The 23,382-nt window shown below is 71.6% G+C and carries 21 protein-coding genes; 15 read left to right on the top strand and 6 right to left on the bottom strand.

Going from position 1 to position 23,382, the window contains the following annotated elements; all coding sequences use genetic code 11:
• Nucleotides 1–458: 458 nt before the first annotated feature.
• From ectA to EV372_RS14410, 11 genes are all read left to right on the top strand, one after another.
• Nucleotides 459–956, top strand: a complete 498-nt coding sequence (ectA, locus tag EV372_RS14360) for a diaminobutyrate acetyltransferase (protein ID WP_130396392.1) — start codon at nucleotides 459–461, stop codon at nucleotides 954–956.
• 89 nt (nucleotides 957–1,045) lie between these two features.
• Nucleotides 1,046–2,311, top strand: a complete 1,266-nt coding sequence (gene ectB, locus EV372_RS14365; protein ID WP_130396393.1) for a diaminobutyrate--2-oxoglutarate transaminase — start codon at nucleotides 1,046–1,048, stop codon at nucleotides 2,309–2,311.
• Between the two features lie 129 nt (nucleotides 2,312–2,440).
• On the top strand, nucleotides 2,441–2,836 hold the full coding sequence (locus tag EV372_RS14370) for an ectoine synthase (protein ID WP_130396394.1): 396 nt from the start codon (nucleotides 2,441–2,443) through the stop codon (nucleotides 2,834–2,836).
• Between the two features lie 490 nt (nucleotides 2,837–3,326).
• Nucleotides 3,327–4,175 (top strand): ectoine/hydroxyectoine ABC transporter substrate-binding protein EhuB, encoded by an 849-nt coding sequence (gene ehuB / locus EV372_RS14375; RefSeq protein ID WP_130398922.1) that lies wholly within the window; start codon nucleotides 3,327–3,329, stop codon nucleotides 4,173–4,175.
• Nucleotides 4,176–4,182: 7 nt separating this feature from the next.
• The gene (ehuC, locus tag EV372_RS14380; RefSeq protein WP_130396395.1) at nucleotides 4,183–4,911 is read left to right on the top strand and encodes an ectoine/hydroxyectoine ABC transporter permease subunit EhuC; all 729 of its coding nucleotides are present in this window, start codon (nucleotides 4,183–4,185) and stop codon (nucleotides 4,909–4,911) included.
• On the top strand, nucleotides 4,911–5,549 hold the full coding sequence (gene ehuD, locus EV372_RS14385; RefSeq protein WP_130396396.1) for an ectoine/hydroxyectoine ABC transporter permease subunit EhuD: 639 nt from the start codon (nucleotides 4,911–4,913) through the stop codon (nucleotides 5,547–5,549). The genes ehuC and ehuD overlap by 1 nt, the downstream gene beginning before the upstream one ends.
• A complete protein-coding gene (ehuA, locus tag EV372_RS14390) occupies nucleotides 5,536–6,372 on the top strand; it encodes an ectoine/hydroxyectoine ABC transporter ATP-binding protein EhuA (RefSeq protein WP_130396397.1) in 837 nt (278 codons plus the stop codon). Before ehuD ends, ehuA begins: the two co-directional genes overlap by 14 nt.
• Before the next feature lie 164 nt (nucleotides 6,373–6,536).
• Complete coding sequence (locus EV372_RS14395) at nucleotides 6,537–7,469, top strand: CPBP family intramembrane glutamic endopeptidase (protein ID WP_197044257.1); 933 nt, start codon at nucleotides 6,537–6,539, stop codon at nucleotides 7,467–7,469.
• A 165-nt stretch (nucleotides 7,470–7,634) separates the two neighbouring features.
• Nucleotides 7,635–9,746, top strand: a complete 2,112-nt coding sequence (locus EV372_RS14400) for an RNA degradosome polyphosphate kinase (RefSeq protein WP_130396398.1) — start codon at nucleotides 7,635–7,637, stop codon at nucleotides 9,744–9,746.
• On the top strand, nucleotides 9,743–10,744 hold the full coding sequence (locus tag EV372_RS14405) for an NUDIX hydrolase (protein ID WP_130396399.1): 1,002 nt from the start codon (nucleotides 9,743–9,745) through the stop codon (nucleotides 10,742–10,744). Before EV372_RS14400 ends, EV372_RS14405 begins: the two co-directional genes overlap by 4 nt.
• A gap of 57 nt (nucleotides 10,745–10,801) precedes the next feature.
• Nucleotides 10,802–11,245 (top strand): SRPBCC family protein, encoded by a 444-nt coding sequence (locus tag EV372_RS14410; protein ID WP_130396400.1) that lies wholly within the window; start codon nucleotides 10,802–10,804, stop codon nucleotides 11,243–11,245.
• 156 nt (nucleotides 11,246–11,401) lie between these two features.
• Here the strand turns inward: EV372_RS14410 and EV372_RS14415 are convergent, their stop codons facing one another.
• Entirely contained in the window at nucleotides 11,402–11,908 is a 507-nt protein-coding gene (locus EV372_RS14415; protein ID WP_486483979.1) for a hypothetical protein, read from the bottom strand.
• Nucleotides 11,909–12,175: 267 nt separating this feature from the next.
• On the opposite strand from EV372_RS14415, the gene EV372_RS14420 reads away from it, so the two are divergent.
• Nucleotides 12,176–12,871 (top strand): M50 family metallopeptidase, encoded by a 696-nt coding sequence (locus EV372_RS14420; protein ID WP_013156211.1) that lies wholly within the window; start codon nucleotides 12,176–12,178, stop codon nucleotides 12,869–12,871.
• A gap of 161 nt (nucleotides 12,872–13,032) precedes the next feature.
• Here EV372_RS14420 and EV372_RS14425 read toward each other — a convergent pair whose 3' ends face one another.
• The 3 genes from EV372_RS14425 to EV372_RS14435 form a co-directional block, all read right to left on the bottom strand.
• A complete protein-coding gene (locus tag EV372_RS14425; protein WP_017567895.1) occupies nucleotides 13,033–13,383 on the bottom strand; it encodes an STAS domain-containing protein in 351 nt (116 codons plus the stop codon).
• Between the two features lie 586 nt (nucleotides 13,384–13,969).
• Complete coding sequence (locus tag EV372_RS14430; RefSeq protein WP_130396401.1) at nucleotides 13,970–16,330, bottom strand: hypothetical protein; 2,361 nt, start codon at nucleotides 16,328–16,330, stop codon at nucleotides 13,970–13,972.
• A 168-nt stretch (nucleotides 16,331–16,498) separates the two neighbouring features.
• Entirely contained in the window at nucleotides 16,499–17,593 is a 1,095-nt protein-coding gene (locus EV372_RS14435; RefSeq protein WP_130396402.1) for a CaiB/BaiF CoA transferase family protein, read from the bottom strand.
• Nucleotides 17,594–18,247: 654 nt separating this feature from the next.
• Between EV372_RS14435 and rsmA the strand changes: the two genes are divergently transcribed.
• Complete coding sequence (gene rsmA / locus EV372_RS14445; protein ID WP_019610166.1) at nucleotides 18,248–19,129, top strand: 16S rRNA (adenine(1518)-N(6)/adenine(1519)-N(6))-dimethyltransferase RsmA; 882 nt, start codon at nucleotides 18,248–18,250, stop codon at nucleotides 19,127–19,129.
• Nucleotides 19,130–19,357: 228 nt separating this feature from the next.
• Here the strand turns inward: rsmA and EV372_RS14450 are convergent, their stop codons facing one another.
• Nucleotides 19,358–19,582, bottom strand: a complete 225-nt coding sequence (locus EV372_RS14450; protein ID WP_013156217.1) for a hypothetical protein — start codon at nucleotides 19,580–19,582, stop codon at nucleotides 19,358–19,360.
• Entirely contained in the window at nucleotides 19,569–20,993 is a 1,425-nt protein-coding gene (locus EV372_RS14455) for a PspC domain-containing protein (RefSeq protein WP_130396403.1), read from the bottom strand. Before EV372_RS14455 ends, EV372_RS14450 begins: the two co-directional genes overlap by 14 nt.
• Nucleotides 20,994–21,212: 219 nt before the next feature.
• Here EV372_RS14455 and EV372_RS14460 point away from each other — a divergent pair, with 219 nt between their 5' ends.
• Both EV372_RS14460 and EV372_RS14465 read left to right on the top strand, forming a co-directional pair.
• Nucleotides 21,213–22,415 (top strand): ATP-binding protein, encoded by a 1,203-nt coding sequence (locus EV372_RS14460; protein WP_130396404.1) that lies wholly within the window; start codon nucleotides 21,213–21,215, stop codon nucleotides 22,413–22,415.
• 158 nt (nucleotides 22,416–22,573) lie between these two features.
• Complete coding sequence (locus EV372_RS14465; protein WP_130396405.1) at nucleotides 22,574–23,245, top strand: response regulator; 672 nt, start codon at nucleotides 22,574–22,576, stop codon at nucleotides 23,243–23,245.
• Nucleotides 23,246–23,382: the final 137 nt, after the last annotated feature.

The raw sequence follows: 23,382 nt of genomic DNA on the forward strand, positions 1-23,382 counted from the left end.
GGCGCGGAGCCCTCAAGTGGCGTTATGTCGCGAGCTTTCCACCGAATTGATGTGACTTAACGCACGCTTAATATTGCTCCGCGAGGATCTATGTTTGACCCTGACGGTTGTCGGCCCCCCGAGCGCCGGCGACCGCCCTCCCCGGCGGAGCCCCGAGCCCGCTCCCCACGGCCGCGGCGCCGAACCCCCTGTTGGGCGGGGCGTGAGCGCGTGTCCCGTCCGCTCCCGGACGTCCCCCGAAAGTCCAGGTCAGAGCTTTGGGGCGCCGCTAAATAAACAGGCCATACCCATAGGCGGTCTGCCCAAACATCCGCGAGCGGCCTCCACGAAATGTCATTGACATTCGTTCGCTAAATTCGATCGACGTGCCACATCTACGAACGAACCTCCAAGCACGCGACCGGACTGACACCGGGGCCACGGCCCCGGAGAATCCAGGCGCCGCGGGCCGTGGAGGCGTGCGCCTGTCGCACCCGTCCCCGGAGGACGGACCGCACATGTGGCGGCTGGCGCGGGAGAACGGCATGGACGCCAACTCCCCGTACGCCTACGCGCTCTGGTGCCGGGACTTCGCCACGACCAGCGTCGTCGCCCGCGACGACGAGGGCCGTGTCGCGGCCTACGTCACCGGCTACGTGCGGCCCGACGACCCCGACACGTACTTCCTCTGGCAGGTCGCCGTCGACTCCGCGTACCGCGGACAGGGGCTGGCCCGCCGGATGCTCGACTTCGTCGGCGACCGGATCACCGACCGCGGCCTGCGCTACCTCGAGGCGACCGTCACCGCCGACAACACCGCCTCCCGCGCCCTGTTCGCCTCGTTCGCCCGGGACCGGGACGCCGAGGCCGTGTGGAGTCCGCTCTTCACCGGGGAACACTTCCCTCAGGAGGACACCCCCCACGACCCCGAGGACCTCGTACGCATCGGACCTCTCGGAGCCGGGCCCGGAGCATGACCGACCGTCCGCACCGGACCCGTTCGACCCACCCCGTCGCCCAAGCCATGAGCCCACGAACCTGGGATAAAGGAACCGAGGAACACACGATGGAGACCTTCCAGCGCCTGGAGTCCGAAGTCCGCGGATACTGCCGGAACTGGCCGGTCGTGTTCGACCGGGCCGTCGGTAGCCACGTCTACTCCGAGGACGGCAAGCCCTACCTCGACTTCTTCGCGGGAGCGGGGTCGCTCAACTACGGGCACAACAACCCGGAGCTGAAGACCTCGCTCATCGAGTACCTGACCGACGACAAGATCGTGCACAGCCTCGACGCCTACAGCGTGGCCAAACGCGAGTTCCTGAAGACCTTCGAGGAGATCATCCTCAAACCCCGGGGCCTCGACTACAAGGTCCAGTTCCCCGGCCCCGCGGGCAACAACGCGGTCGAGGCCGCGCTCAAGCTGGCCCGCAAGTACACCGGTCGCGAGACCATCGTCAACTTCACCAACGGCTTCCACGGCATGACCCTGGGAGCCCTGGCCGTCACCGGCAACTCGATGAAGCGCGGCGGCGCGGGCGTGCCGCTGGGCCACGTCGCCACGATGCCGTTCGACAACTACCTGGACGGCAAGACGCCGGACTTCCTGTGGCTGCGCAGCCTGCTGGACGACAGCGGCAGCGGCCTGGACAAGCCCGCCGCCGTCATCGTCGAGACGGTCCAGGGCGAGGGCGGCATCAACGCCGCCAGCGCCCAGTGGCTGCGCGAGCTCTCGGACCTGTGCCGCGAGTACGACATCCTCATGATCGTCGACGACATCCAGATGGGCTGCGGCCGCACCGGCGACTTCTTCAGCTTCGAGGAGGCCGGCATCATCCCGGACATCGTCACGCTGTCCAAGTCCATCAGCGGCTACGGCCTGCCCATGGCCCTCACCCTGTTCAAGCGCGAGCTGGACGTGTGGGAGCCGGGCGAGCACAACGGCACCTTCCGCGGGTTCAACCCGGCCATGGTGACCGCCGTCGAGGCCCTGCGCCGCTACTGGAGCGACTCGGCCTTCGCCGACTCCGTCAAGGCCAAGGGCGACATGGTCGCCGCCCGCCTGGCCGAGATGGCCGCCGAGCACGCCGAGTTCGGCGCGCACGTGCGCGGCCGCGGCCTGGCCCGGGGCCTGGCCTTCGAGCGGACCGACATCGCCAAGAAGGTCGCCGCCGAGTCCTTCGACCGGGGCCTGCTCCTGGAGACCTCCGGCCCCGAGGACGAGGTGGCCAAACTCCTGCCGCCGCTCACGGCGAGCGAGGAGGAACTCACGGCCGGCCTTGACATCATGGCTGACGCGGCCCGCGCCGCGGTCAAGGCGGCCCAGCCCGCCTAGGGACTCCCACAGGGGGATTTCCACACCACACGGTGCGGGGCCGGGCGGCGACCCTCGGGACGTCGTCCGGCCCCTCCCCGTGTGCCGTACCACCACAGGAGCGCTGAGAGCGCGTAGAGGGGGAGCACAGTGATCGTTCGCAGCATGGACGAGGTCAACGACACCGACGCCGACATCAAGACGGAGAACTGGCGCAGCCGTCGGATCGTCCTGGCCAAGGACAAGGTCGGCTTCTCCTTCCACGAGACCGTCCTGTACGCGGGCACCGAGTCGACCTTCTGGTACGCCAACCACGTCGAGCTCGTGCACTGCATCGAGGGCGAGGCCGAGCTGACCAACGAGGAGACCGGGGAGAAGCACCTCATCACCCCGGGCACCCTCTACCTGCTCGACGGCCACGAGAGGCACACCGTCCGCCCCAAGACGGACTTCCGCGTGCTGTGCGTGTTCAACCCGCCCGTCACCGGTCGTGAGGTGCACGACGAGAACGGCGTCTACCCCCTCGTCGTCGAGGAAGACGCCTGAGGCCTGATCCCAGGACTGTCAGACCACGCGGGCGGGGCCGGTCGGCCCCGCCCGTTCGTGTTCGCGGAAGGCGGCGTCCGGGCGTCCTCGGAGTGTCGTGCGGGTGGCGCCCCAGGGTGACGGAGAATCGGACCCAAAGTCACGAGCACCAGGTGACCCGCCCTGAGCAGGTCAAAGGCCGGGTCACCCCGAGACTGCACGTGAATAACCAGTGCATAACGGACTAATCGGGTCCTGTTACTGCCGGTCCTGCCCGGGGAGGGAGTCCCCCGTACTTGTGCCGCCGCGCCCTGTCCCCGGGCGGCGGCCGCAGCCGCGGCCCGGCGCCGCGAGCCGCCCACGCCAGTACCTATCCGAATGCGCGGCGCTGTCGTCCAGCCAGGCGAGGGCGCCGCTCCCGCGAGTCTTTCGAGGAGCAGTCGTGAAGAAGCCGGTACCCGCAGTACGCAGAGGAACCTGGGGCCGCCGTGACGCACTCCGCCTGGGAGGCGTGGGGCTGGCCACCCTCGGACTGGCCGCCTGCACCCGCGTCGACGGCGGGGGAGAGGGGGAGGAGGGCGCCTCGACCCTGGACCGGCTGCGCGAACAGGGCTTCGTGGCCGTCGGCCTCGCCAACGAGATCCCCTTCGGCTTCGTCGACGACTCCGGCAACCCGGCCGGGCAGTCCCCCGCCGTGGCCAAGGCGGTCTTCGAGGAGCTGGGCGTCCCCGAGATCCAGGCCTCCTCGGTGAACTGGGACGGACTGATCCCCGGCCTGAACGCGAACCGCTTCGACGTCATCGCCGCGGGCATGTTCATCACCCCCGAGCGCTGCGGACAGGTCGCCTTCAGCGAGCCCACCGCCACCTCCCCCGAGGCCTTCATGGTGGCGGAGGGCAACCCGGAGAACATCCAGCACTTCACGGACTTCGCGGACAACCCCGACCTCGTGCTCGCGGTCCTCAACGGCTCGGTCGAGCAGACCTACGCCGAGTACTTCGAGGTCCCCGAGGACCAGATGGAGCTCATCCCCAACCAGACCGCGGGCTACGAACTGCTGCAGGCCGGGCGCGTGGACGCGATGTCCATGCTGAGCGTGTCCCACACCTACCTCCTCCAGGACCGGGGCGGCCCCTTCGAGGTCACCGAACCCTTCTTCCCCGAGATCGACGGCCGGGAGGAGAAGGGCTGGGGCGGGCTGTGCCTGCGCCAGCAGGACACCCAGCTCCTGGAGGAGGTCAACCGGGTGATCGCCGAGTTCAAGGAGAGCGGACGCCTCCTGGAACTGGGCGAGGAGTGGGGCTTCACCGAGGCCGACCTGCCCGACGACACGACCACCGCCGAACTCTGCGAGGGATGAACCCGCAGTGGACTTCCTGATCCAGCGGCTACCGCTCTACGCCGAGGGCGCGTGGGTCACCATCCAGCTCACCCTCGGGGGCATCGTGCTGGCCTTCGTCCTCGCCATGGTCTTCGGGATCATGGGGACGATCCACCACTGGCTCCCCCGGGCCGTCGCCACGGTCTACGTGGAGGTGTTCCGGGGCATCGCCGCCCTGGTGCTGATGTTCTGGATGGCGTTCGCCCTGCCCCAGCTGACCGGTTACCAGCTGGCCGACAACTTCGCCGCGATCCTCGCCGTGGGCCTCAACCTGGGCGCCTACGGGGCAGAGGTCGTGCGCTCGTCCATTAACGCCGTGCCCAGGCCGCAGGTCGAGGCCACCGTCGCACTCAACCTCTCCTGGTTCCAGCGGACGCGCCTGGTCGTGCTGCCCCAGGCCTGGGCCCAGATGCTGCCCACGTTCGGCAACCTCAACATCGAGCTGATGAAGGCCACCGCGGTGTCCTACCTCATCGGTGTGGCCGACCTGACGGCCGTGGCGCAGAACATGCGCCAGGCCACGGGTGAGACGGTGATCGCCTTTATCGGCGCCTTCGTCCTCTACTACCTGATCGCGCAGGTGCTCATCCTCGGCATGCGACTGCTCGAACGCCGCGCCAACCGCAAGCTGGGCCGCGCCGCGCCGGGCGGCGGAGGCCTGGCGTCCCTCCTGCGGCCCCCGGCCGTCGACGCGAAGGCGGGGGTGGCCAAGTGATGTTCTGGGACTTCGAGTGGACCTTCGAGGTCATGCCCGACCTGCTGGGCGGACTGTGGGTGACCGTCCAGGTCACCGTGCTCGGCTACCTGATCGCGCTGGTCCTGGGCCTGGCGATCGCCATCGCTCGCCGGACGCCGTTCTTCGGCCCCGTCCTGCACGCGGTCATGGAGTTCATCCGGACGACCCCGCTGATCATCCAGCTGGTGTTCGTCTTCCTCCTGACCCCGGCCGGCGTCTCCGCCATGACCGTGGGCGTCGTCGTGATCGGCGTGCACTACGCGGCCTACACCGCCGAGGTCTACCGCTCGGGTATCGAGGGCGTGGCCAAGGGGCAGTGGGAGGCGGCCCGGGCGCTGAGCCTGCCCGCCAGCCGCACCTGGGGCGCGATCGTGCTGCCGCAGGCGATCCGCAGGACCATCCCGGCGCTGGGCAACTACCTCATCGCCATGTTCAAGGACACGCCGCTGCTGCTGGCGATCAGCGTGCCCGAGCTGCTCACCGAGGCCCAGCAGGTCGGCAGCGCGGACTTCCGCATCGTGGAGGCCTACACCCTGGTCGGGATCCTGTTCCTGCTCGTGAGCATCCCGTCCGCCATCCTCATCCGACGACTGGAGCGACGCTATGCCGCCGTCTGACACCCCCGTGAACGAAGAACCCCAGGGTGTCGGCAGCGGCCCCCGGGACCAGTCCCTGATCGTCTTCGACGACGTGGTGAAGCGCTTCGGCGACCTCACGGTGCTCGACCACCTGAACTTCTCCGTCGCCCCCGGCGAGCGGGTCACGCTCATCGGCCCCAGCGGTTCGGGCAAGACCACCATCCTGCGCCTGCTGATGACCCTGGAGAAGGTCACCGAGGGCGTCATCTGGGTGGGCGGCGAGCCCTTCAGCCACATGCGCAAGGGGCAGGGCCTGACCCGGGCGAACGAGTCCTACCTGCGCGCGCGCCGCAAGCGCGTCGGCATGGTGTTCCAGCAGTTCAACCTGTTCCCGAACATGACCGTCCGGCAGAACGTCACCGAGGCGCCCGTGCACGTGCTGGGCACTCCCAAGGGCGAGGCCAACGCCAAGGCCGAGGAACTGCTGGAGCTGGTCGGGCTCGGCGACAAGATCGACGCCCACCCGACCCAGCTCTCGGGCGGCCAGCAGCAGCGCGTGGCGATCGCCCGCGCGCTGGCCATGCAGCCGGAGATCCTGCTCCTGGACGAGGTCACCTCGGCCCTGGACCCGGAGCTGGTGGCCGGGGTCCTGGACGTGCTGCGCGAGGTCGCCGAGACCACGGACATCACGATGCTGTGCGTGACGCACGAGATGGGCTTCGCGCGCGACGTGTCGCACCGGGTGCTCATGTTCGACCAGGGCCAGATCGCCGAGGAGGGCACGCCGGAGCAGATCTTCGGCGACCCCAAGGAGGAGCGCACCAAGTCCTTCCTCCGCTCGGTGCTCGACAACGGTTTCTGAAGGGCCCCCGAACCCGCGTACCGCCGGGGCCGCTCCCTGGGGAGCGGCCCCTCGGCGTGACGGGACATGTCGAGGCGAGTGGCGACATACCGTAGTCATTAAGTAGCTTTTAGTTTCCCCTTGGGCAGAATGAGAGTTCTGAGACAGGGGGGACTCTTGTGACCATGGTGCGAAGATGGGGGCTCGTCTGGGGGGTGCTGGCCGCCCTGGTGTTCGTCACGGTGCCGATGCTCGTCCACCCCGTACTCCGCTCCGACGTCCTCGACGACTCCCTGGTCCTCTTCCTGATCTCCTGGTCCCCGATGCTGATCGGCGGCATCCTGGCCTGGGCCATGGTCAGGGGCTTCGGTGCCCGCGACCAGCTGGACCGCCGCGTCGTCCAGGCGATGGACGGCCACCCCATCGGCCGGGAACTGGGCTGGCTGGGACTGTTCCTCGCCGGCTTCGTGGTGTCCATGGCGCTGCTGTCGATGGTCTTCGCCACCTACGAGGCCGTGTTCGGGGCCGACCTGGCCATGTCCGAGGCCCTGGTCTCGCGCCTGCTGTTCCTGTTCACCCTGCCGCTGCTGGTCATGGACCGCTCCGGCATCACCCTGGACGGCAAGGGCACCGCCATGCCCGCGGTCGCGCTGAAGGTGTCCGAGCCCTGGCGCTGGCTCGGGATGGTCCCGATCGCCATCGCGCTGGTCCTGATCGGCTACCTGCTCATCCCGCGCCTGGGGCTGCCGGGGCCCTCCCTCCAACTGCTGGGCTACGTGCTCGCGTTCACCGTCATGGCGGTGTGCGAGGAGATCTTCTTCCGGGGGATGGTGCAGACCCGCCTGGAGATCCTCATGGGCCGCTGGGGCGGCATCGTCACCACCTCGGTGGTCTTCGCCCTCACCTACGCCCTCATCCAGCCCTACGACGCGGTGTCCCAGCTGCCGGGGGCCGACCTGGTGTACAACACGGGCCTGGCCCTGCTCACCTACGCCACGGCCAGCCTCCTCTACGGCTACCTGTGGACGTGCTTCCGCAACACGTGGATCCAGGTGGTGATGCGCGTCGGCATGTTCCTGATGCTCATGCCCCCCGATCTCCAGACCGGCGTCATGTGACCGGACCCGACCACCGGACGAACGGTAAAACCCGCGGTCGGAAGGGGAAAACCGCGTCGGGAACGGGCATAGGGCTACAGAGGGTCCACACCAGTCGTGTCGCGGTCATTTTCCCCTCACGGGGTTGTCACCTTGCGGTCATGGAAAAGGGGGATTCTGCCCACTGTGAGCACGGAAACAGCGCCAACACCCGAGGGGCCCGCCGCCGGTACGCCCGAGCTTCCCGCCGACAGGTTCATGGACAGGGAGGAGGGGTGGCTGCGCTTCAACCAGCGCGTGCTCGAACTCGCCGAGGACGAGGACGTCCCCCTCCTGGAACGCGCGCGGTTCCTGGCGATCTTCTCCAGCAACCTGGACGAGTTCTTCATGGTGCGCGTGGCCGGGCTCAAACGCCGCCTGGCCACCGGCCTGGCCGTCGCCTCCTCCAGCGGACACCACCCCCGCGCGCTGCTCGGGCGCATCTCCCGGTTCACCCGCGAACTCATGCTCCGCCAGGCCGCCTGCTTCCACGACAGCGTCGCGCCCGCCCTGCGCGAGGTCGGCATCCGCGTCGTGCGCTGGAACGAGCTGGAGACCGTCGAGCGCGAGAACCTGCGCGGCTACTTCCAGCGCTCGGTCTACCCGCTGCTGACACCCTTCGCGGTCGACTCCGCGCACCCCTTCCCCTACATCTCCGGCCGCTCGCTCAACCTCGCGGTCGCCGTCCGCGACCCCCACGACGGGCGCCGCATGTTCGCCCGGGTCAAGATCCCCAGCTCCCTGCCCCGCTTCATCGAGCTGGGCGACCGCGAGGGCGGCCGGTTCGTCCCGGTCGAGGACATCGTCGCCGCCCACCTGCCCCAGCTCTTCGAGGGCATGCAGATCCTGGAGCACAACGCCTTCCGCGTCACCCGCAACGCCGACCTGGAGGTCGACGAGGACGAGACCGACGACCTCGTCACCTCCCTGGAGAACGAGCTGCTGCGCCGCCGCTTCGGCCCGCTCGTGCGCCTGGAGGTCGAACAGGACATCAGCGACGAGGCACTGGCCATACTCACCGAGGAGCTGGGCGCCGAGGAGGAGGAGATCTACCGGGTCCCCGGCCCGCTCAACCTCGCCGGGCTGTCCCAGATCGCCGACACCGACCGCCCCGAGCTGCACTACCCGCCCATGGTCCCCGTCGAACCGCTCGCCCTGACCTCAGGCGACCTCTTCGCCGCCGTCCGCGAACGCGAGATACTCGTCCACCACCCCTACGAGTCCTTCGCCACCACCACCGAGCGCTTCCTGGCCCTGGCCGCCACCGACCCCGAGGTCATGGCGATCAAGCAGACCCTGTACCGCACCAGCGGCGACTCTCCCATCGTGGAGTCCCTCATCGAGGCGGCCCGCGAGGGCAAGGAGGTCGTGGTCCTGGTCGAGATCAAGGCCCGCTTCGACGAGCACAACAACATCCAGTGGGCCCGCAAGCTCGAACAGGCGGGCTGCCACGTCGTCTACGGCGTCGTCGGCCTCAAGACCCACTGCAAGCTGTCCATGGTCGTGCGCCGCGACGACGACGGGCTGCTGCGCCGCTACTGCCACGTGGGCACCGGCAACTACAACCCGAGCACCGCCCGCATGTACGAGGACTTCGGCCTGTTCAGCGCCGACCCCGAGGTGGGCGAGGACGTCAGCGAGCTGTTCAACAGCCTCACCGGCTTCTCCCGCAAGAAGCACTACAAGCGCCTGCTCGTGGCGCCCTCCTCTCTGCGCAAGAGCCTGCTCCAACAGATCGCCGTCGAGATCGACAACAGCCTCAAGGGCGAGCCCGCACGCATCCGGATCAAGGTCAACTCCCTGGTCGACGAGGAGATCATCGACGCCCTGTACCGGGCCTCCCAGGCCGGGGTGAGCGTCGACCTGTGGGTGCGCGGCAGCTGCGTCCTGCGCGCCGGGGTGCCCGGGCTGTCCGACAACATCCGGGTGCGCAGCATCCTGGGCCGCTTCCTGGAGCACTCCCGCATCTTCGTCTTCGCCAACGGCTGGCGGCCCCAGGTGTGGCTCGGCAGCGCCGACCTGATGCCCCGCAACCTCGACCGCCGGGTCGAGGCCCTGGTGCGCGTGGCCGACACCGAGCAGTGCCGCAGGCTGGTGCGCCTCATGGACCTGGCGATGGACGACGGCACCTCGTCCTGGCGGCTCGAACCCGACGGGACGTGGACCCGGTTCACCCGCGACAGCGACGGGCGACCGCTCACCGACCTCCAGGACAGCCTGCGCGGCGACCGCCACCTGCGCGTGGTGGAGGGCGGGTGAGCACCGTACAGAACGGGGGAGACGTGGAGGGATCGGTCGAGGGGGCCCGCGGGTCCGGGCCCCTGCGCGAGACGGCGGTCGGCGGCTACCTCGAACCCATCCGCGCCGCGGGCGCCCTGCTGTGGCGCGAGGGCCCGGGCGGCACCGAGATCGTCCTGGTCCGCAGGCCCGACCGGGCCGACTGGTCCCTGCCCAAGGGCAAGCTCAAGAGCCGCGAGCACCCCGTGACCGGCGCGGTCCGCGAGGTGGTCGAGGAGACCGGCCTGACCCCCGTGCTGGGCCGCAGGCTCCCCCCGCAGCGCTACCTCAAGGACGGTTGGCCCAAGCAGGTGGAGTGGTGGGCGGCCACCACCGCCGACCCGGCCGCGGGGATCGACTACCCGCCCAACGGGGAGGTGGACCTGGTCGAGTGGGTGCCGGTGGAGGAGGCCCGTGACCGCCTCACCTACGACCACGACGTGCGGGTGGTCGACAACTTCCTGGCCGGGCCCGCGACCACCTTCCCCGTCATCCTGCTGCGGCACCTGTCGGCGGGGGACAAGGGCGCCTGGACCGACGACGACCTCCTGCGGCCCCTGGACGGGACCGGGCGCGCCGACGCCCTGGCCCTGCCCCGGGTGCTGAGCGCCTACGGGCGGCCCCGCGTGGTGACGTCGGCCGCGGCGCGGTGCACCGAGTCGCTGCTGCCCTACACGGTGGAGTACGACGTGCCCACGCGCACCGAGCGGGCGTTCACGATCCGCTCGTCCTCCGACGGCTCCTCGTACGGCGTGGAGGAGGCCCGCGAGGCGTTCGCGCGCGTCCTGGCCGAGGGGAGGCCGACCGTCGTGTGCACGCACGGCGAACTGGTCCCGCAGCTCATGGCCGAGGCGCTCACGCGGCTGGACGCGCCGTTCTCCCAGCAGTTGGGGTTGCGCAAGGGCTCCTTCTGGGTGGTGCACGTCACCGCGGAGGGCGGAGGGCTCGCGGCGGTGGAGCGGCACGCCGTCCGGGCCTGAACCCGGATCCGACGGGGTGGTCGGGGCCGGTCCGCGCGGCGCTGCCATGATGCGGTCATGGCCAAACACAGGGTTGCGCGGAGCGTCGTGGTCGACGCTCCCGCCAAGCGGATCTTCGACATCATCGCGGCGCCGGAGCGGCACGCCGAGTTCGACGGCTCCGACACCGTCCTCTCCACCCTCTTCGGCCCGGAGCGGCTGGAGCGGGGCAGCGAGTTCGGCATGGACATGAGGATGTTCGGCGTCGGCTACCGGATCACCAACCGGGTGGTGGAGTACGAGGAGGACCGCCTCATCGCCTGGCGGCACTTCGGCCCGCACCGCTGGCGCTACGAGCTGGAGGAACTGGCGGAGGGGGGCACCCGAGTCACGGAGACCTTCGACTACTCCAGGGGCCTGCCGGCCTTCTACGTCCTCATGGGGATGCCCGCGAGGAACGCGCGGAGCATCGAGCAGACCCTGGTGCGCCTCAAGGCCGCGGCGGAGTCGCGGGAGGACTGAGCGGCTGTCCGGCAGGACGCCGACACGACAGACGCCGCCCGCGGGTCGGGGGCCGCGGGCGGCGCTGCGATGAGGAGAGCGGGTCCGCCGCGTCGGCGCCGCGCGCCCCCTCCTGCGCGGGCGCGCCGTGCTCAGCCGGACGCGCGGACCCGGCGGCTAGCGCCGGTCGTGGTCCTTGTCCTCGTCCTCGTCGTCCTCGTAGTAGCCGTCCTTGTGGTCCTTGCCCTTGTGGTCCTTGTGGTCCTTGTCGCCGTGGTCGTCGCCCTTGCGCCGGTCGTCGCCGTCGCGGCCGTCGCGGCCGTCGCGGCCGTCGCGGTCGCCCTTCCCGCGCTTGTCCTTCTTGCCCTCGTCCTCGTGGTCGCCCTTCTTGCGGTCGTGGCCCTCGCGGTCCTCGTGGTCGCCCTTGCGCCGGTCGTCGCCGTCGCGGCCGTCGCGGTCGCCCTTCCCGCGCTTGTCCTTCTTGCCCTTGTCGTCGTCCTCGCCCTTGTGGTCCCTGCCCTTGTCGCCGTGGTCGTGCCCGTTGTCACCGTGATCGTGGTGCCAGCCGTTGTCGTGGTGACCGTGGTAGCCGTTGTGCTCCTCGTCCGCGACGGCGGGGGAGGCAGCGCCGATGACGGCACCGGCGGTCAGGGCCATAAGGGCGAGTCCAGCGATACGCTTCACAATAATCCTTGCTTTGAGTAGCCAGAAAATCACTGACAGTGATGAATGTAAGCTGGCGACCCTCGTTTGGCCAGTTCATCGGCGCAAGGAAGTCACATTGTTCTCGGGGAGCGTTCGCATTCCGCGACAGAACACGGAACTTCCCCACATGCCCTAAAGTTCGGCAAGGGCCCCTGTTCCACGCGTCTCCCGGCAACCGCGGCGCGCACCGGTGGGCCCGTGCACGATCGGGCCGAACCAGAGTCGGGGGCACACGTGGGGACAACCTTGGGCGACGTCTGGCGGGAAGTGCTGTCGGTCCAGCCCGAACCGGAGCGGTGGATCATCGTCACCGCGGCGGTGCTGGCCCTGGCGGCCGTGCTGCTCGGACCGCCCTGGCGGATCGGGCGCAACGTCGTCACCATCGCCCACGAGGGCGGACACGCCCTGGTCGCCCTGCTCAGCGGCCGCCAGCTCACCGGGATCCGCCTGCACTCGGACACCTCCGGGGTCACCGTGTCCCGGGGCAAACCGACCGGTGTCGGCATGGTCCTGACGGTCTTCGCGGGCTACGTCGCCTCGTCGGTCATCGGCCTGCTCGGCATCCTCATGCTCATGTCGGACCGCGTCACCGCCCTGCTGTGGCTGAGCATCGTGGTGCTCGCCGCCATGCTCCTGATGATCCGCAACGTCTACGGCGTGGTGTCGATCGTGGTGACCGGCGCGGTGGTGTTCGGGATCAGCTGGTTCACCCCGCCGGAGGTGCAGGCGGCCTTCGCCTACCTGTTCATCTGGTTCCTGCTCTTCGCGGGCGTGCGGCCGGTGATCGAACTCCAGGCCCAGCGCAGGCGCAACCCCTCACCGCACTCCGACGCCGACCAGCTGGCCCGTCTCACCGGCGTGCCGGGGACCCTGTGGGTCGTGGTCTTCTTCCTGGTCAACGCGGCCGTGACCGGCCTCGGCGTCTGGCTGCTGCTCTTCTAGACCGGTTCGCACGGGCCGGCGGTCCGCCGACCGCGGGCGCGGCGGCACCGGACACGACGAAGGGGCGCGACCGCTGTGGTCGCGCCCCTCGCGTGTGTGCTGTGGCCGTGTCCGCTGGCGACGTGTGTCCGGGGGCTGCCCGGGGGTGAGCGGCACGGGCGCTAGGCGCGCGGCGCCGTGAGCGCCTCCGAGACCGTCGTGAAGACGGGGATGCGCGTGTCGAGCGAGGTCACCCGCAGGGTCTGGAGCACCCGGTGGATGGGTGAGGCGATGGCCAGGACCGCCTTCTGCTCCTTGGCCGCCTTGTGCGCGCGGATCAGGACGCGCAGACCGCTGGAGTCGATGAACCGCAGGTCGGCGCAGTCCAGGACCACACGGCCGAAGGGCTGCGTGGTCAGAGCCTCGGTCACCGCCTCCTGGAAGCGGTGCTCGGTGGCCATGTCGATCTCCCCGTCCAACGCCAGGACCCGTCCGGCGTCGTGCAGGGTGGAGGAGATGTTCAGGTCGGGCATGGCGACTCCGGCGTATTCGGGCCTCGCCCGACGGATCGGCGCGGTGGGCCGCACGCGGCTCCACGAGCGCGTGCCGACCGGGACGTTGGTCGTGTTACCGCGGTGGCCAAGCTGATGGTTCATCAAGTTCCTTGCGTGATGCCCCCGGTGCGGGGGTGAAACGCCCTTCTCGCCTGGGTCTGCTGGACGGGTCCGCGTGAGACGCAGTCACCGGGCAAACGTACGGACCAGGGCCGGAAGTTCCTGCGTGTCCGTGCCCTTGCGATGGAGGCGGCGAGGACGGACGGTGCGCTGGTGGGCGCCGAGCCGCTGCCTCGGGCCACTCCCGCCCTCGGCAACTGTGCAAACCAGCCCGCGGGGGCGGGCATTCCCCGCCGGTGCGGCGGGGGTGGCCGTCGGACGGCGGTGCCTGGCCTCTTCCGAACGGTCGGTCGGACCGGCTCCGCGCCCGGCGAAGCGCCGGGTGTCTCCCATGAGAGGCCGTCCAGCCACGGACTTTACCACAGCGCCGTGGCCGATTCGTGACGTGAGCGACGCAAGGTCGTGCTCGCGTCCTTTGCTCCCCGTGTGCTTTATGAGGTATGCATCACATGCACTGGGCGTTCTCGACGGGTTCGGGGGCCGGTGTCCGGTCCTCGTCCCTCTGCTGGAGGGCCCACACGCACACCGACAGTGTGAGCGGTACCACCACCGTCAGCGCGATCGCCGGGATCGCCACCCCCGAGTCGTTGACCGCGAAGCCCACCAGCGCGGTCACCAGTGAGCCGGTCAGTCCCGCCCGCAGCGTCGGCGCGTACTCGTAGGCCACCTGGAGCGCGCCGATCCGCCAGTGGGTCGGCCGGTGGAGCATCACGAACAGGAACACCAGCGCGCACGCCGCCAGCAGGGTCAGCTGCCAGTTGCCCAGGGTCCCCAGCATCGCGCTCAGCTTGCGGGCCACCACCGACGCCGCCTCGCCGTTGACCACCTGTCCGGCGAAAGCGCCGAGGTGGCTGCGGTCCCCCGGCGGGCGCAGGTAGTCCAGCCACGAGATCAGCGAGATCGCCGCCACCGTCACCAGGGCCACCACGGCCAGGCGCACCGCCGTCACGCGCACCCCGGCGATCATCATCGTCGTCACCGCCAGGCCGGGGATCAGCGCGATCACCCCGCCGAAGTCGGTGCCCAGGCCCGGCCAGCCCACGATCAGCACCGTCGACGCGCCGACGACCAGGGTCACCGCCACTGCGGAGCGGCGCCACCCCCGTGAGATCAGCTCGTGGGAGATGCCCGCCACCGTCATCAGCATGCCGGTCGCGAACGTCGCGAACGCGATGTTGCCGACCCCGTAGAACCGGCCCGCCACGATCGGCGAGTACCCCGTGGGCGAGTTCATCTGGAGGTAGGCGCCGGAGCACAGGTCCAGGAAGAGCACCACCGTGGTCGTGCCGGCCACCACCATCATCGGACCCAGGGCGGTGCGCCGCCACGGCCCCGCCATGGCCAGCGCCACCACCAGGGCGTCCGCGACCAGGACGCACACCAGCAGCGGCACCAGCGGAGAGGGCGCGGCCCACCACGGGATGAGGTTGGCCAGGTAGCTGGCCACGGGGAAGGCCGCCCCGGCCAGCGCCACCACCCGCGTCAGCGTCAGCACGCGCGCGCGTTTGCCGCGCTGCCGGTTGGAGTAGCGGTGCAGCGCGTAGGCCGCCGCCGCGTAGACGAGCAGCTGGAAGGCGACCAGGCCGCTGAAGAAGCCCGGGATGGCGGCGCCCACCACCACCGCGGCGGTGTTGAACTCCACCAGCCGCCCGACGGCCTCGTCGGTCGTCGAGGGCCGTTCGGTCAGGTGCCAGGGCCGGCCGCTGGTCGGCTCGGTGGCCCGCATCCCCAGGGCGGTCAGGATGGTCGGCGTGGTGTCGGTGAGCACCACCAGGCCGGCCCGGCGGGTCGAGTCCGAGGCCAGGAAGGACCCCTCCCCGGTGAAGCCCGCCTCTCCGATCTCCCCGGACACGGCCACCGTGAGCTGGGAGGGCCCGGTGTCCATGGAGACGCCGACCACCATCAGCGACGAGCCGGTCGGCAGCACGCGCTCCAGCGTCCGCAGCCGCTCGTCCAGAGCGGCCAGCGCCTTGTCGCGCTCCCACTCGGGGACGTCCTCGGGGTCGGGCTCGGGCGGGCCCTCGGCCTCCCCGCCCGCCTCCTCGTCCTCGTCGGCCGCCTCGCCGACCGGCTCCTGCGCGGCCTCCCGAGCCTCCTCGTCGGTGATCGGCGGGTCCGGGTAGTCGGGGTAGAGGCGGGTGAGCCCGGCCAGTTCGACCGCCGCGAGGGAGACCCCCTCCAGGCGGTCGGTGGTCAGTTCGCGCACGTCGTCGACGTAGTGGTCCACCCGTCCGGAGGCGTCGGCCACGCCCAGTGCGGCGCCGGGGCCCACGGCGAGCGTGGTCCCGCCCTCCTCGCGCACGGTCTGCCCGAGCAGGCCCACGGGGGCCTGGAAGGCGGTCCGCGCGTTCTGGCTGACGTAGGCGTCGAAACCCGGGACGACCGCGCCCGAGCCGGTGCGCTCGGGCTCCGGGGCGGCCTCGCACACCGTGAAGCGCTCCCGGATGGACAGGGCGCGCTGCCCGGCCGACACCGACAGCCAGCCGTCGGTCGGGCAGGTGCGCGAGGTGGCGGTGCGGATCGACACGTTGCCGATCGAGCCCTCCTCGGCCATTCCCCACAGGGCCGGAGTGGTCTCGGGGTTCACGTCCTGCCACAGCAGCCCCGGCACCCCCACGAGCACTACGGGTCCCTCACGCTGCCCGGCCGGCCCCTCGGGCCCGGACAGGGCCTCGGTCTCCGCGGGAACCGCGGCGGACGCGGTGGACGCGGCGGGCGCGGCGCACAGCAGCACCGCCGCGGACAGCAGCAGGGCACCCAGGCGCGCTCCCCAGTGCGCCCCCGGTGTGACGAGTCGTCGTGGCATGGCGGACCCCCCCCGTCGCGCGCTCAGCCGGAACTGGTCGCTCACCCTAGCCATTCTCCGTGCCGCGTAGGGGGATTCACGCGGCTCGGCGCGTGGGGCGGTACGGGCGACGGCGTGCGCGAGGGGGGTTTCGGCCGGGAACCGGGCGGCGCGCGGACGGGGTTTCGGTCAGGGGGTGAGGCCCCACTCCCGGAGGGTCCGCGCGGTGTCGGGCTGCTCGGCTCCCCGGGTGACCCCGCCCGGGGTGCGGTCGAAGCGCGGAGCCGGGCCCGACAGGATCCGGTCGCCCTCGCGCACGAGGGAGCCGCGGGCGCGCACGTGCGGGTGGTCGGGGGCCTCCTCCAGGGACAGGACGGGCGTCACGCAGGCGTCGGCGCCCTCGAACACCTCGCCCCACGCGTCGCGGGTACGGGTGCGCAGGACCTCGGCGAACCGCTCCCGCAGCCGGGGCCAGCCCGACCGGTCCCACTGGTCGGGCAGGTCCTCCCCGGCCAGACCGGTGCCCTCCAGGAACGCGGCGTAGAACCGGGGCTCGATGCAGCCGACCGACACGTACCGGCCGTCGGCGCACTCGTAGACGTCGTACCAGGGGGCGCCGGTGTCCAGGTAGTTGGTACCGCGCTCGTCGCTCCAGGAACCGCGCGCGCGGTCCTCGTGCAGCATCGACATCAGCAGCGCGCTGCCGTCCACCATCGCGGCGTCCACGACCTGGCCGCGACCGGAGGAGTGGCGCTCGACCAGCGCGCCGAGGACGCCGGTGACCGCGAACATGGTGCCCCCGGCGAAGTCGCCCAGGAGGTTGACCGGGGGGACCGGCGGGCCCCCCGCGCGCCCGATGGCGTGCAGGGCGCCGTTCACGGAGATGTAGTTCATGTCGTGCCCGGCGGTGCGGGCGAGCGGTCCGTCCTGGCCCCAGCCGGTGACCCGCGCGTAGACCAGGCCCGGGTTGGCCTCCAGGCAGACCTCGGGGCCCAGGCCCAGGCGCTCCATGACCCCGGGGCGGAAGCCCTCCAGGAGCACGTCGGCGCGGGAGACCAGGTCGCGGGCGAGCGCGAGGCCCTCCTCGGACTTGAGGTCGGCGGGCAGGACGGTGCGCCCCTCGCTCATGTGGGGCCCGCCCGCTCCGGAGTTCATCGCGTCGGCGGCCGCGGGGCGGTCGAGGCGGATGACGCTGGCGCCCAGGTCGGCGAGGAGCATCCCGGCCATCGGAGCCGGGCCGATCCCGGTGAACTCGACGACGCGGATTCCGTTCAGGGGTCCCATGGGGAGGTCTCCAAGGCGGTAGAGGGAAGCGCGCGCGACCAGAACGGCGCTCGGTTCATTGTGCAGGCTCCGGTTCCGCCGTGCCACGGCGGCACCCATGGGGCGCCGCCGTGGCAGAGGGGATCGGAGGGGTGAAAAAGGGGGCGAAAAGGGAATCCTGTTTCGAGGGTCCGCGAGCCCTCCCCCTTTTCGGTCAGATACAAAAACGCTCGTACGAGCGGTGTTAATGTGTCGATGCTCGCTGGCGGAAGAGCCCTTCCCGACTCCGGAAAAAAATTCCGCCACACCGTCTCCGGTGCCAGAGCGCAGGAGCGCGCCCGTGCCGGACAAAGCACGGGAAAACCGTATCGACCTTTTCGAAAAGGGCGAAAAAGCCATATCCAGCACCCCGGAGACCGTCGCCTTGGGAAAGGACGCCCGCCGCGCCAGAGGACGGCGGCGCGCCCCCCGACGCCAGCCCCGCCGAGCAGACCCGGCGCGTCCAGCAGCTCTACGACAGCGCCGGCGGCGACTGGCGGAGCCAGCGGCCCTACTGCGGCACGCACCTGTTCGACTGACCCGGACCCGACCCGGCCCGGGACGGCGACCGGAGGACCGGACGGACCACCGCCCGGATCCGCCGCAAACGGGACGACGTGCGGGAGCTGGCAAGATGTGGGGGTGACACAGACACCCGCACCCGACGACCGCTCCCGCCTGCTCACCCCCGCCGACGTGCGCACACTCGCGGAGCGGTTCGGTATCCGGCCCACCAAGACCCTGGGCCAGAACTTCGTCATCGACCACGGCACCGTCCGCCGCATCGTGCGGGTCGCGGGGGTCACCGAGGAGGACGCCGTCGTCGAGGTCGGCCCGGGCCTGGGTTCGCTCACCCTGGCGCTCCTCCCGCACGTGCGCCACGTGACCGCCGTGGAGATCGACCCGGCGCTGGCCGAGGCACTGCCGGGCACCGTCGCCGACCACGCGCCCGACCTCGCCGACCGGCTCACCGTCGTCCACGGCGACGCCATGCGCGTGACCGGGCTGCCCGGCCCCGAACCCACGGCGCTGGTGGCCAACCTGCCCTACAACGTGTCCGTCCCGGTCCTGCTGCACCTGCTGGAGCTGCTGCCCAGCCTGCGGCGGGTGCTGGTCATGGTGCAGGCCGAGGTCGCCGACCGCGTCACCGCCTCCCCGGGCGGCCGCGTCTACGGAGTGCCCTCGGCCAAGGTCGCCTGGTACGCCGGGGCCCGACGCGCGGGAGCGGTCGGCCGCAACGTGTTCTGGCCCGCCCCCAACGTCGACTCCGGGCTGGTCGAACTCATCCGCCGCCCGCCGCCCGCCACCACGGCGAGCCGCGAGGAGGTCTTCCGGGTGATCGACGCCGCCTTCGCGCAGCGCCGCAAGACCCTGCGCGCCGCCCTGGCCGGGTGGGCCGGTTCGCCGCCCGCAGCCGAGACCGCCCTGCGCGCGGCGGGCGTGGACCCCTCGGCCCGGGGCGAGTCGCTGGACGTGACCGCGTTCGCGGCCATCGCCGAGCAGCGCCCGCGGCCCTGAGCCACGGCGGACCGGGCCGGGCCCGGGCAATCGGGGGCATCCTCCCCGCCCGCCTCCGACGGGTTCCCGGGCATCCGAACAGGGAGCGCGCCCGTCGCCCGCCTTCCGGAGGACAAGCCGCGGGGCGCCTCCCCGTCCCGGTCGGCGCCCCGCGTTTCCCGCGTCCCCAGCGGGTCCCTGTGTTTTCCGTTGTGGCTCTCGCGGCCCCGCCCCACAGGGGCGTGCCCGTCACTCCAAGGTGTCGGAGCGGCTCTTCCCGGCAGGCCGCTCGCGCCGGTGCCGGGCGAGCGCTCGGGCCGCCCCGGCCGCGCCCAGGCCCGCCAACAGCACCGGCAGCACCCACAGGACGTTGAACTCCCAGTCGCCCGTGCCGCGCATGACGAACCCGACCGCCAGGCCGAGGAACAGCAGACCCGCGACCAGCGAGCCCCAGTCAGTCCTACGCTCCGCCACGCTTCACCTCCACGACCCCGACCAGTGAGTCGGTGCGCACGTTGATCCGCGGGACCCCGGCCCCGTCGCCGCCCCGCGCCTGCCCGTCCCGGGCCCCGGCGTCCGCCGCGGCCCCGTGGACCTCCTCGTGGTCCAGGGAGACCCCGAACATGTCGTCCCGCCCGTCCTCGGCGAAGTCCACACCCCCCAGACCGATCTTCGAGTGCACCGCGACCTCCGCGTCCTCGGGCAGGACCAGCTCCACGCGGCCCGCCCCCATCCACAGCGACACGTCGACGGCCTCGCCGGGCTCCAGGTCCTCCAACCCGGTCAGGTCCAGGGTGCCCGAGCCCACGGTGAGCCGGTGGTCGCCGGACTCGGCCGCGGCCACCGTGGTCGGCCGCCACGTCTCGTCGCCGATCCGCACCCGGGTCAGGTCGGTCACCGACGCCAGCACCAGCAGCAGAACGGCCGCCGCGCCCATCGGGAGCAGCCCCCGCGGATTGCCCGCCCAGGCGCCGACCAGCGCGTACACGCCGACCACCGCCAGGGCCCCGGCCAGGAAGAACACCCCGGTCTCCGGACCGAACAGCAGGTCGACCGTCCGCCCGCTCCACAGCGAGGACGACCAGCCGGACTCCAGCACCGACACCACGACCGCCCCGGCCACGACCGTCCACAGGGCCATGGAGGCCAGCGGCAGGCACCTGCCCCCGGGGTCGCGGCCCTCGTCATCCGCCCCCCGCGCGCCGGGCTCGCCCGACCCGCCGGAACGCCCCTCCTCCTCGTCCTCGTCCCCTCCGGCGTCCCGCGCCGCGCCGCGCTCCGACACCACCGCCAGGTCCACCGGACCGTGCGGCGCGGACGCCCACGGCTGGGCCGGGTTGTAGTAGGTCGCGGTCGGCTCCGGGGACGGCGTCGCGGGCGGCGGATCCGTGGCCCGCAGGTCCTCGCGCAGCTCGGTGAACGCCGTCCGAAGGTCCACGCCCCGGTTGCGCGCGGCCAGGAGCCCCAACACCAGGGGCACCGCCAGCACCAGCGTCGACCACCCCAACCCGCCGACCAGGCTGAACGTCGTCGCGACCGCCAGCCCCACCGCGAGCAGCTTGGGCACCGTCCTCGGCGGGATGCTGCGGTTGAGCATCTGCTCGAACGTCGCCGGAACACCCTGGGCGTCGCGCATGAGCATCCACGCGGCGATGTAGAGCAGCAGCCCCGTCGCCCCGGCGAACGAGGTCAGCACGAAGGCCGCACGCCACACCACCGGATCCACCCCGGTGTACCGGCCAAGGCCCGCGCACACACCGGCCAGGACCCGCTCCTCGTCCCCCTTGCGCAGCTCGCGCGGGGAGGCCCCGGCGCCCGCCTCCGCCGTACCGGCAGCGGACGCGGCCGGGGCGCCCTCCGGTACCGGGTCGTCAGTCATGGTCACTCACCGCGCTCTCCTCACCCACCCATGGTCACCCGTCGCCGCCCACCAGCACATCCGGGACGACCCTGAACCCACCCTGACGGGGGCCCGGCCAGGACCAGGGGCGCGCCCCCGATGCCCGGTCCGCACCGGAGGGGGCATCCTGGACAGCACAGGACCCACGAACGCGGCGGGCGCGCACATCCTCCCCGCCGCACGGACGAAAGCGGTGATCGGGCGGTGGCAGCAACGGCCGCGGACACCCCGCGGCTCACCCGCGCGGTCAGGGGCAGGCTCCTCGGCGGCGTCGCCGCCGGGCTCGCACGCCACCTGGGCCTGGACCCGGTGGTGGTCCGCCTCGCCTTCATGGCGCTGTCCGTGGGCGGCATCGGCATCGCCGTCTACGCCGCCCTGTACTTCTTCGTGCCCAACGACTCCTCGGAGGAGGAGGCCGCCGAGCCCGAGAGCCGACGCAAGGGCCGCGACCTCTCCCAGCTCATCGCCTACGTCGGACTCGCCGCCGGACTCGGCCTCCTGTTCCTGCTCTTCGGCGGCGTCTTCGACCCGCTGCTGTGGTTCGTGGTCTTCGGCACCCTCGGCGGCATCATCCTCTGGCAGCAGGCCAACCCGTCCCAGCGCGACCAGTGGATGACCAGCACCGTCAGCCGCTCCTCACCCAAGGGCATCATGCGCGCGGGCGCGGGCGTGCTGCTCGTCGTCGTCGGCGCCATCGGCTTCCTCGTCTTCCAGGAACAGCTCCAGAACGCCCGCGCCGGCCTGACCTTCGCCTTCACCGTGCTCGCGGGCATCGCGCTCATCGTGGCCCCCTGGATCATCGGGCTGATCCGCGAACGCGACCAGGAGCGCCGCGAGCGCATCCGCAACGCCGAGCGCGCCGAACTCGCCGCCCACATCCACGACTCCGTCCTGCACACCCTGACCCTCATCCAGCGCCGGGCCGAGGACCCCCGCGAGGTGCAGCGCCTCGCCCGCGTCCAGGAGCGCGCCCTGCGCAGCTGGCTCTACCAGCGGCCCGCCGACGCCGACACCACCGTCTCGCCCGCGCTCGAACGCGTCGCCGCCGAGGTCGAGGAGGAGCACGGGGTCCCCATCGAAGTGGTGTGCGTGGGCGACTGCCCCATGGACGACGCGCTGGCCGCCATGCTCCGCGCCGCCCGCGAGGCCATGGTCAACGCCTCCAAGTACGCCGGGACGGACAGCGTCTCGGTGTTCGGCGAGGTCGACCAGGAGGAGGTGCTGGTGTTCGTCCGCGACCGCGGCGCCGGATTCGACATGGACGCCGTCCCCGAGGACCGCATGGGCGTGCGCGGCTCCATCCTGGGCCGGATGGACCGCCACGGCGGCTCCGCGCGCATCCGCACCGGCCCCGGCGAGGGCACCGAGGTGCAGCTGCGCATGCCGCGCGTCCCCGACCTGGCGTAGCCCCCGGACCGGGAGCCCCGCGCGGGCGGTCCCGGTCGCCGGTCCCGCCGCCGGAGCGACCGCCGAGACGACCGTCGCCGGGACCGGAGGGCGGCCGGAAGCGGACAGCCCCCGACGCCGCTGTCCCCGTCCGCCCCGACGTGGGTAGAGTCCACGGTGTGGCAGACGAGAACACGACCTTCAGTAGCGGTGACGCGGTCCCCCGCGTCGTGATCGTGGACGACCACCGGCTGTTCCGCAGCGGTGTGCGCGGTGAGCTGGGCGACGCCGTGAACGTGGTCGGCGAGGCCGGCGACGTCGACGGCGCCGTCCACGTCATCGGGGAGAAGCAGCCCGACCTCGTCCTGCTGGACGTCCACCTGCCCGGGGGCGGCGGCGTGGAGGTGCTGCGCCGCGTCCTGGCCCAGCACCCCCAGATCCGCTTCCTGGCGCTGTCGGTCTCCGACGCGGCCGAGGACGTCATCGGCGTGGTGCGCGGCGGCGCCCGCGGCTACGTCACCAAGACCATCTCCGGCAGGGAGCTGGCCGACGCCATCGTGCGCGTGGCCGACGGCGACGCGGTCTTCTCCCCGCGCCTGGCCGGGTTCGTGCTGGACGCCTTCTCCGCGACCGACGCCCCGCCGGTGGACCCCGAGCTGGACCGGCTCACCCAGCGCGAGCGCGAGGTCCTGCGCCACATCGCGCGCGGCTACGCCTACAAGGAGGTGGCCAAGGAGCTGTTCATCTCCGTCAAGACCGTGGAGACGCACGTGTCGTCGGTACTGCGCAAGCTCCAGCTGTCCAACCGCCACGAGCTGAGCCGCTGGGCCACCGCCCGCAGGCTGGTCTGAGCCCGCCGCGGGCCGCCGCGGCCCCCGCGCGGCCCGCCCGGGACGGGCCACCGGGGGACCGGCGGACGCGGACCGCGGGGCACGGCGAAGCAGGGGGCCCGGGGACCCCCCTTATCCATGGGACCACCCTCCGGGGG

It is taken from the genome of Nocardiopsis sp. CNZ308 (assembly GCF_004217075.1).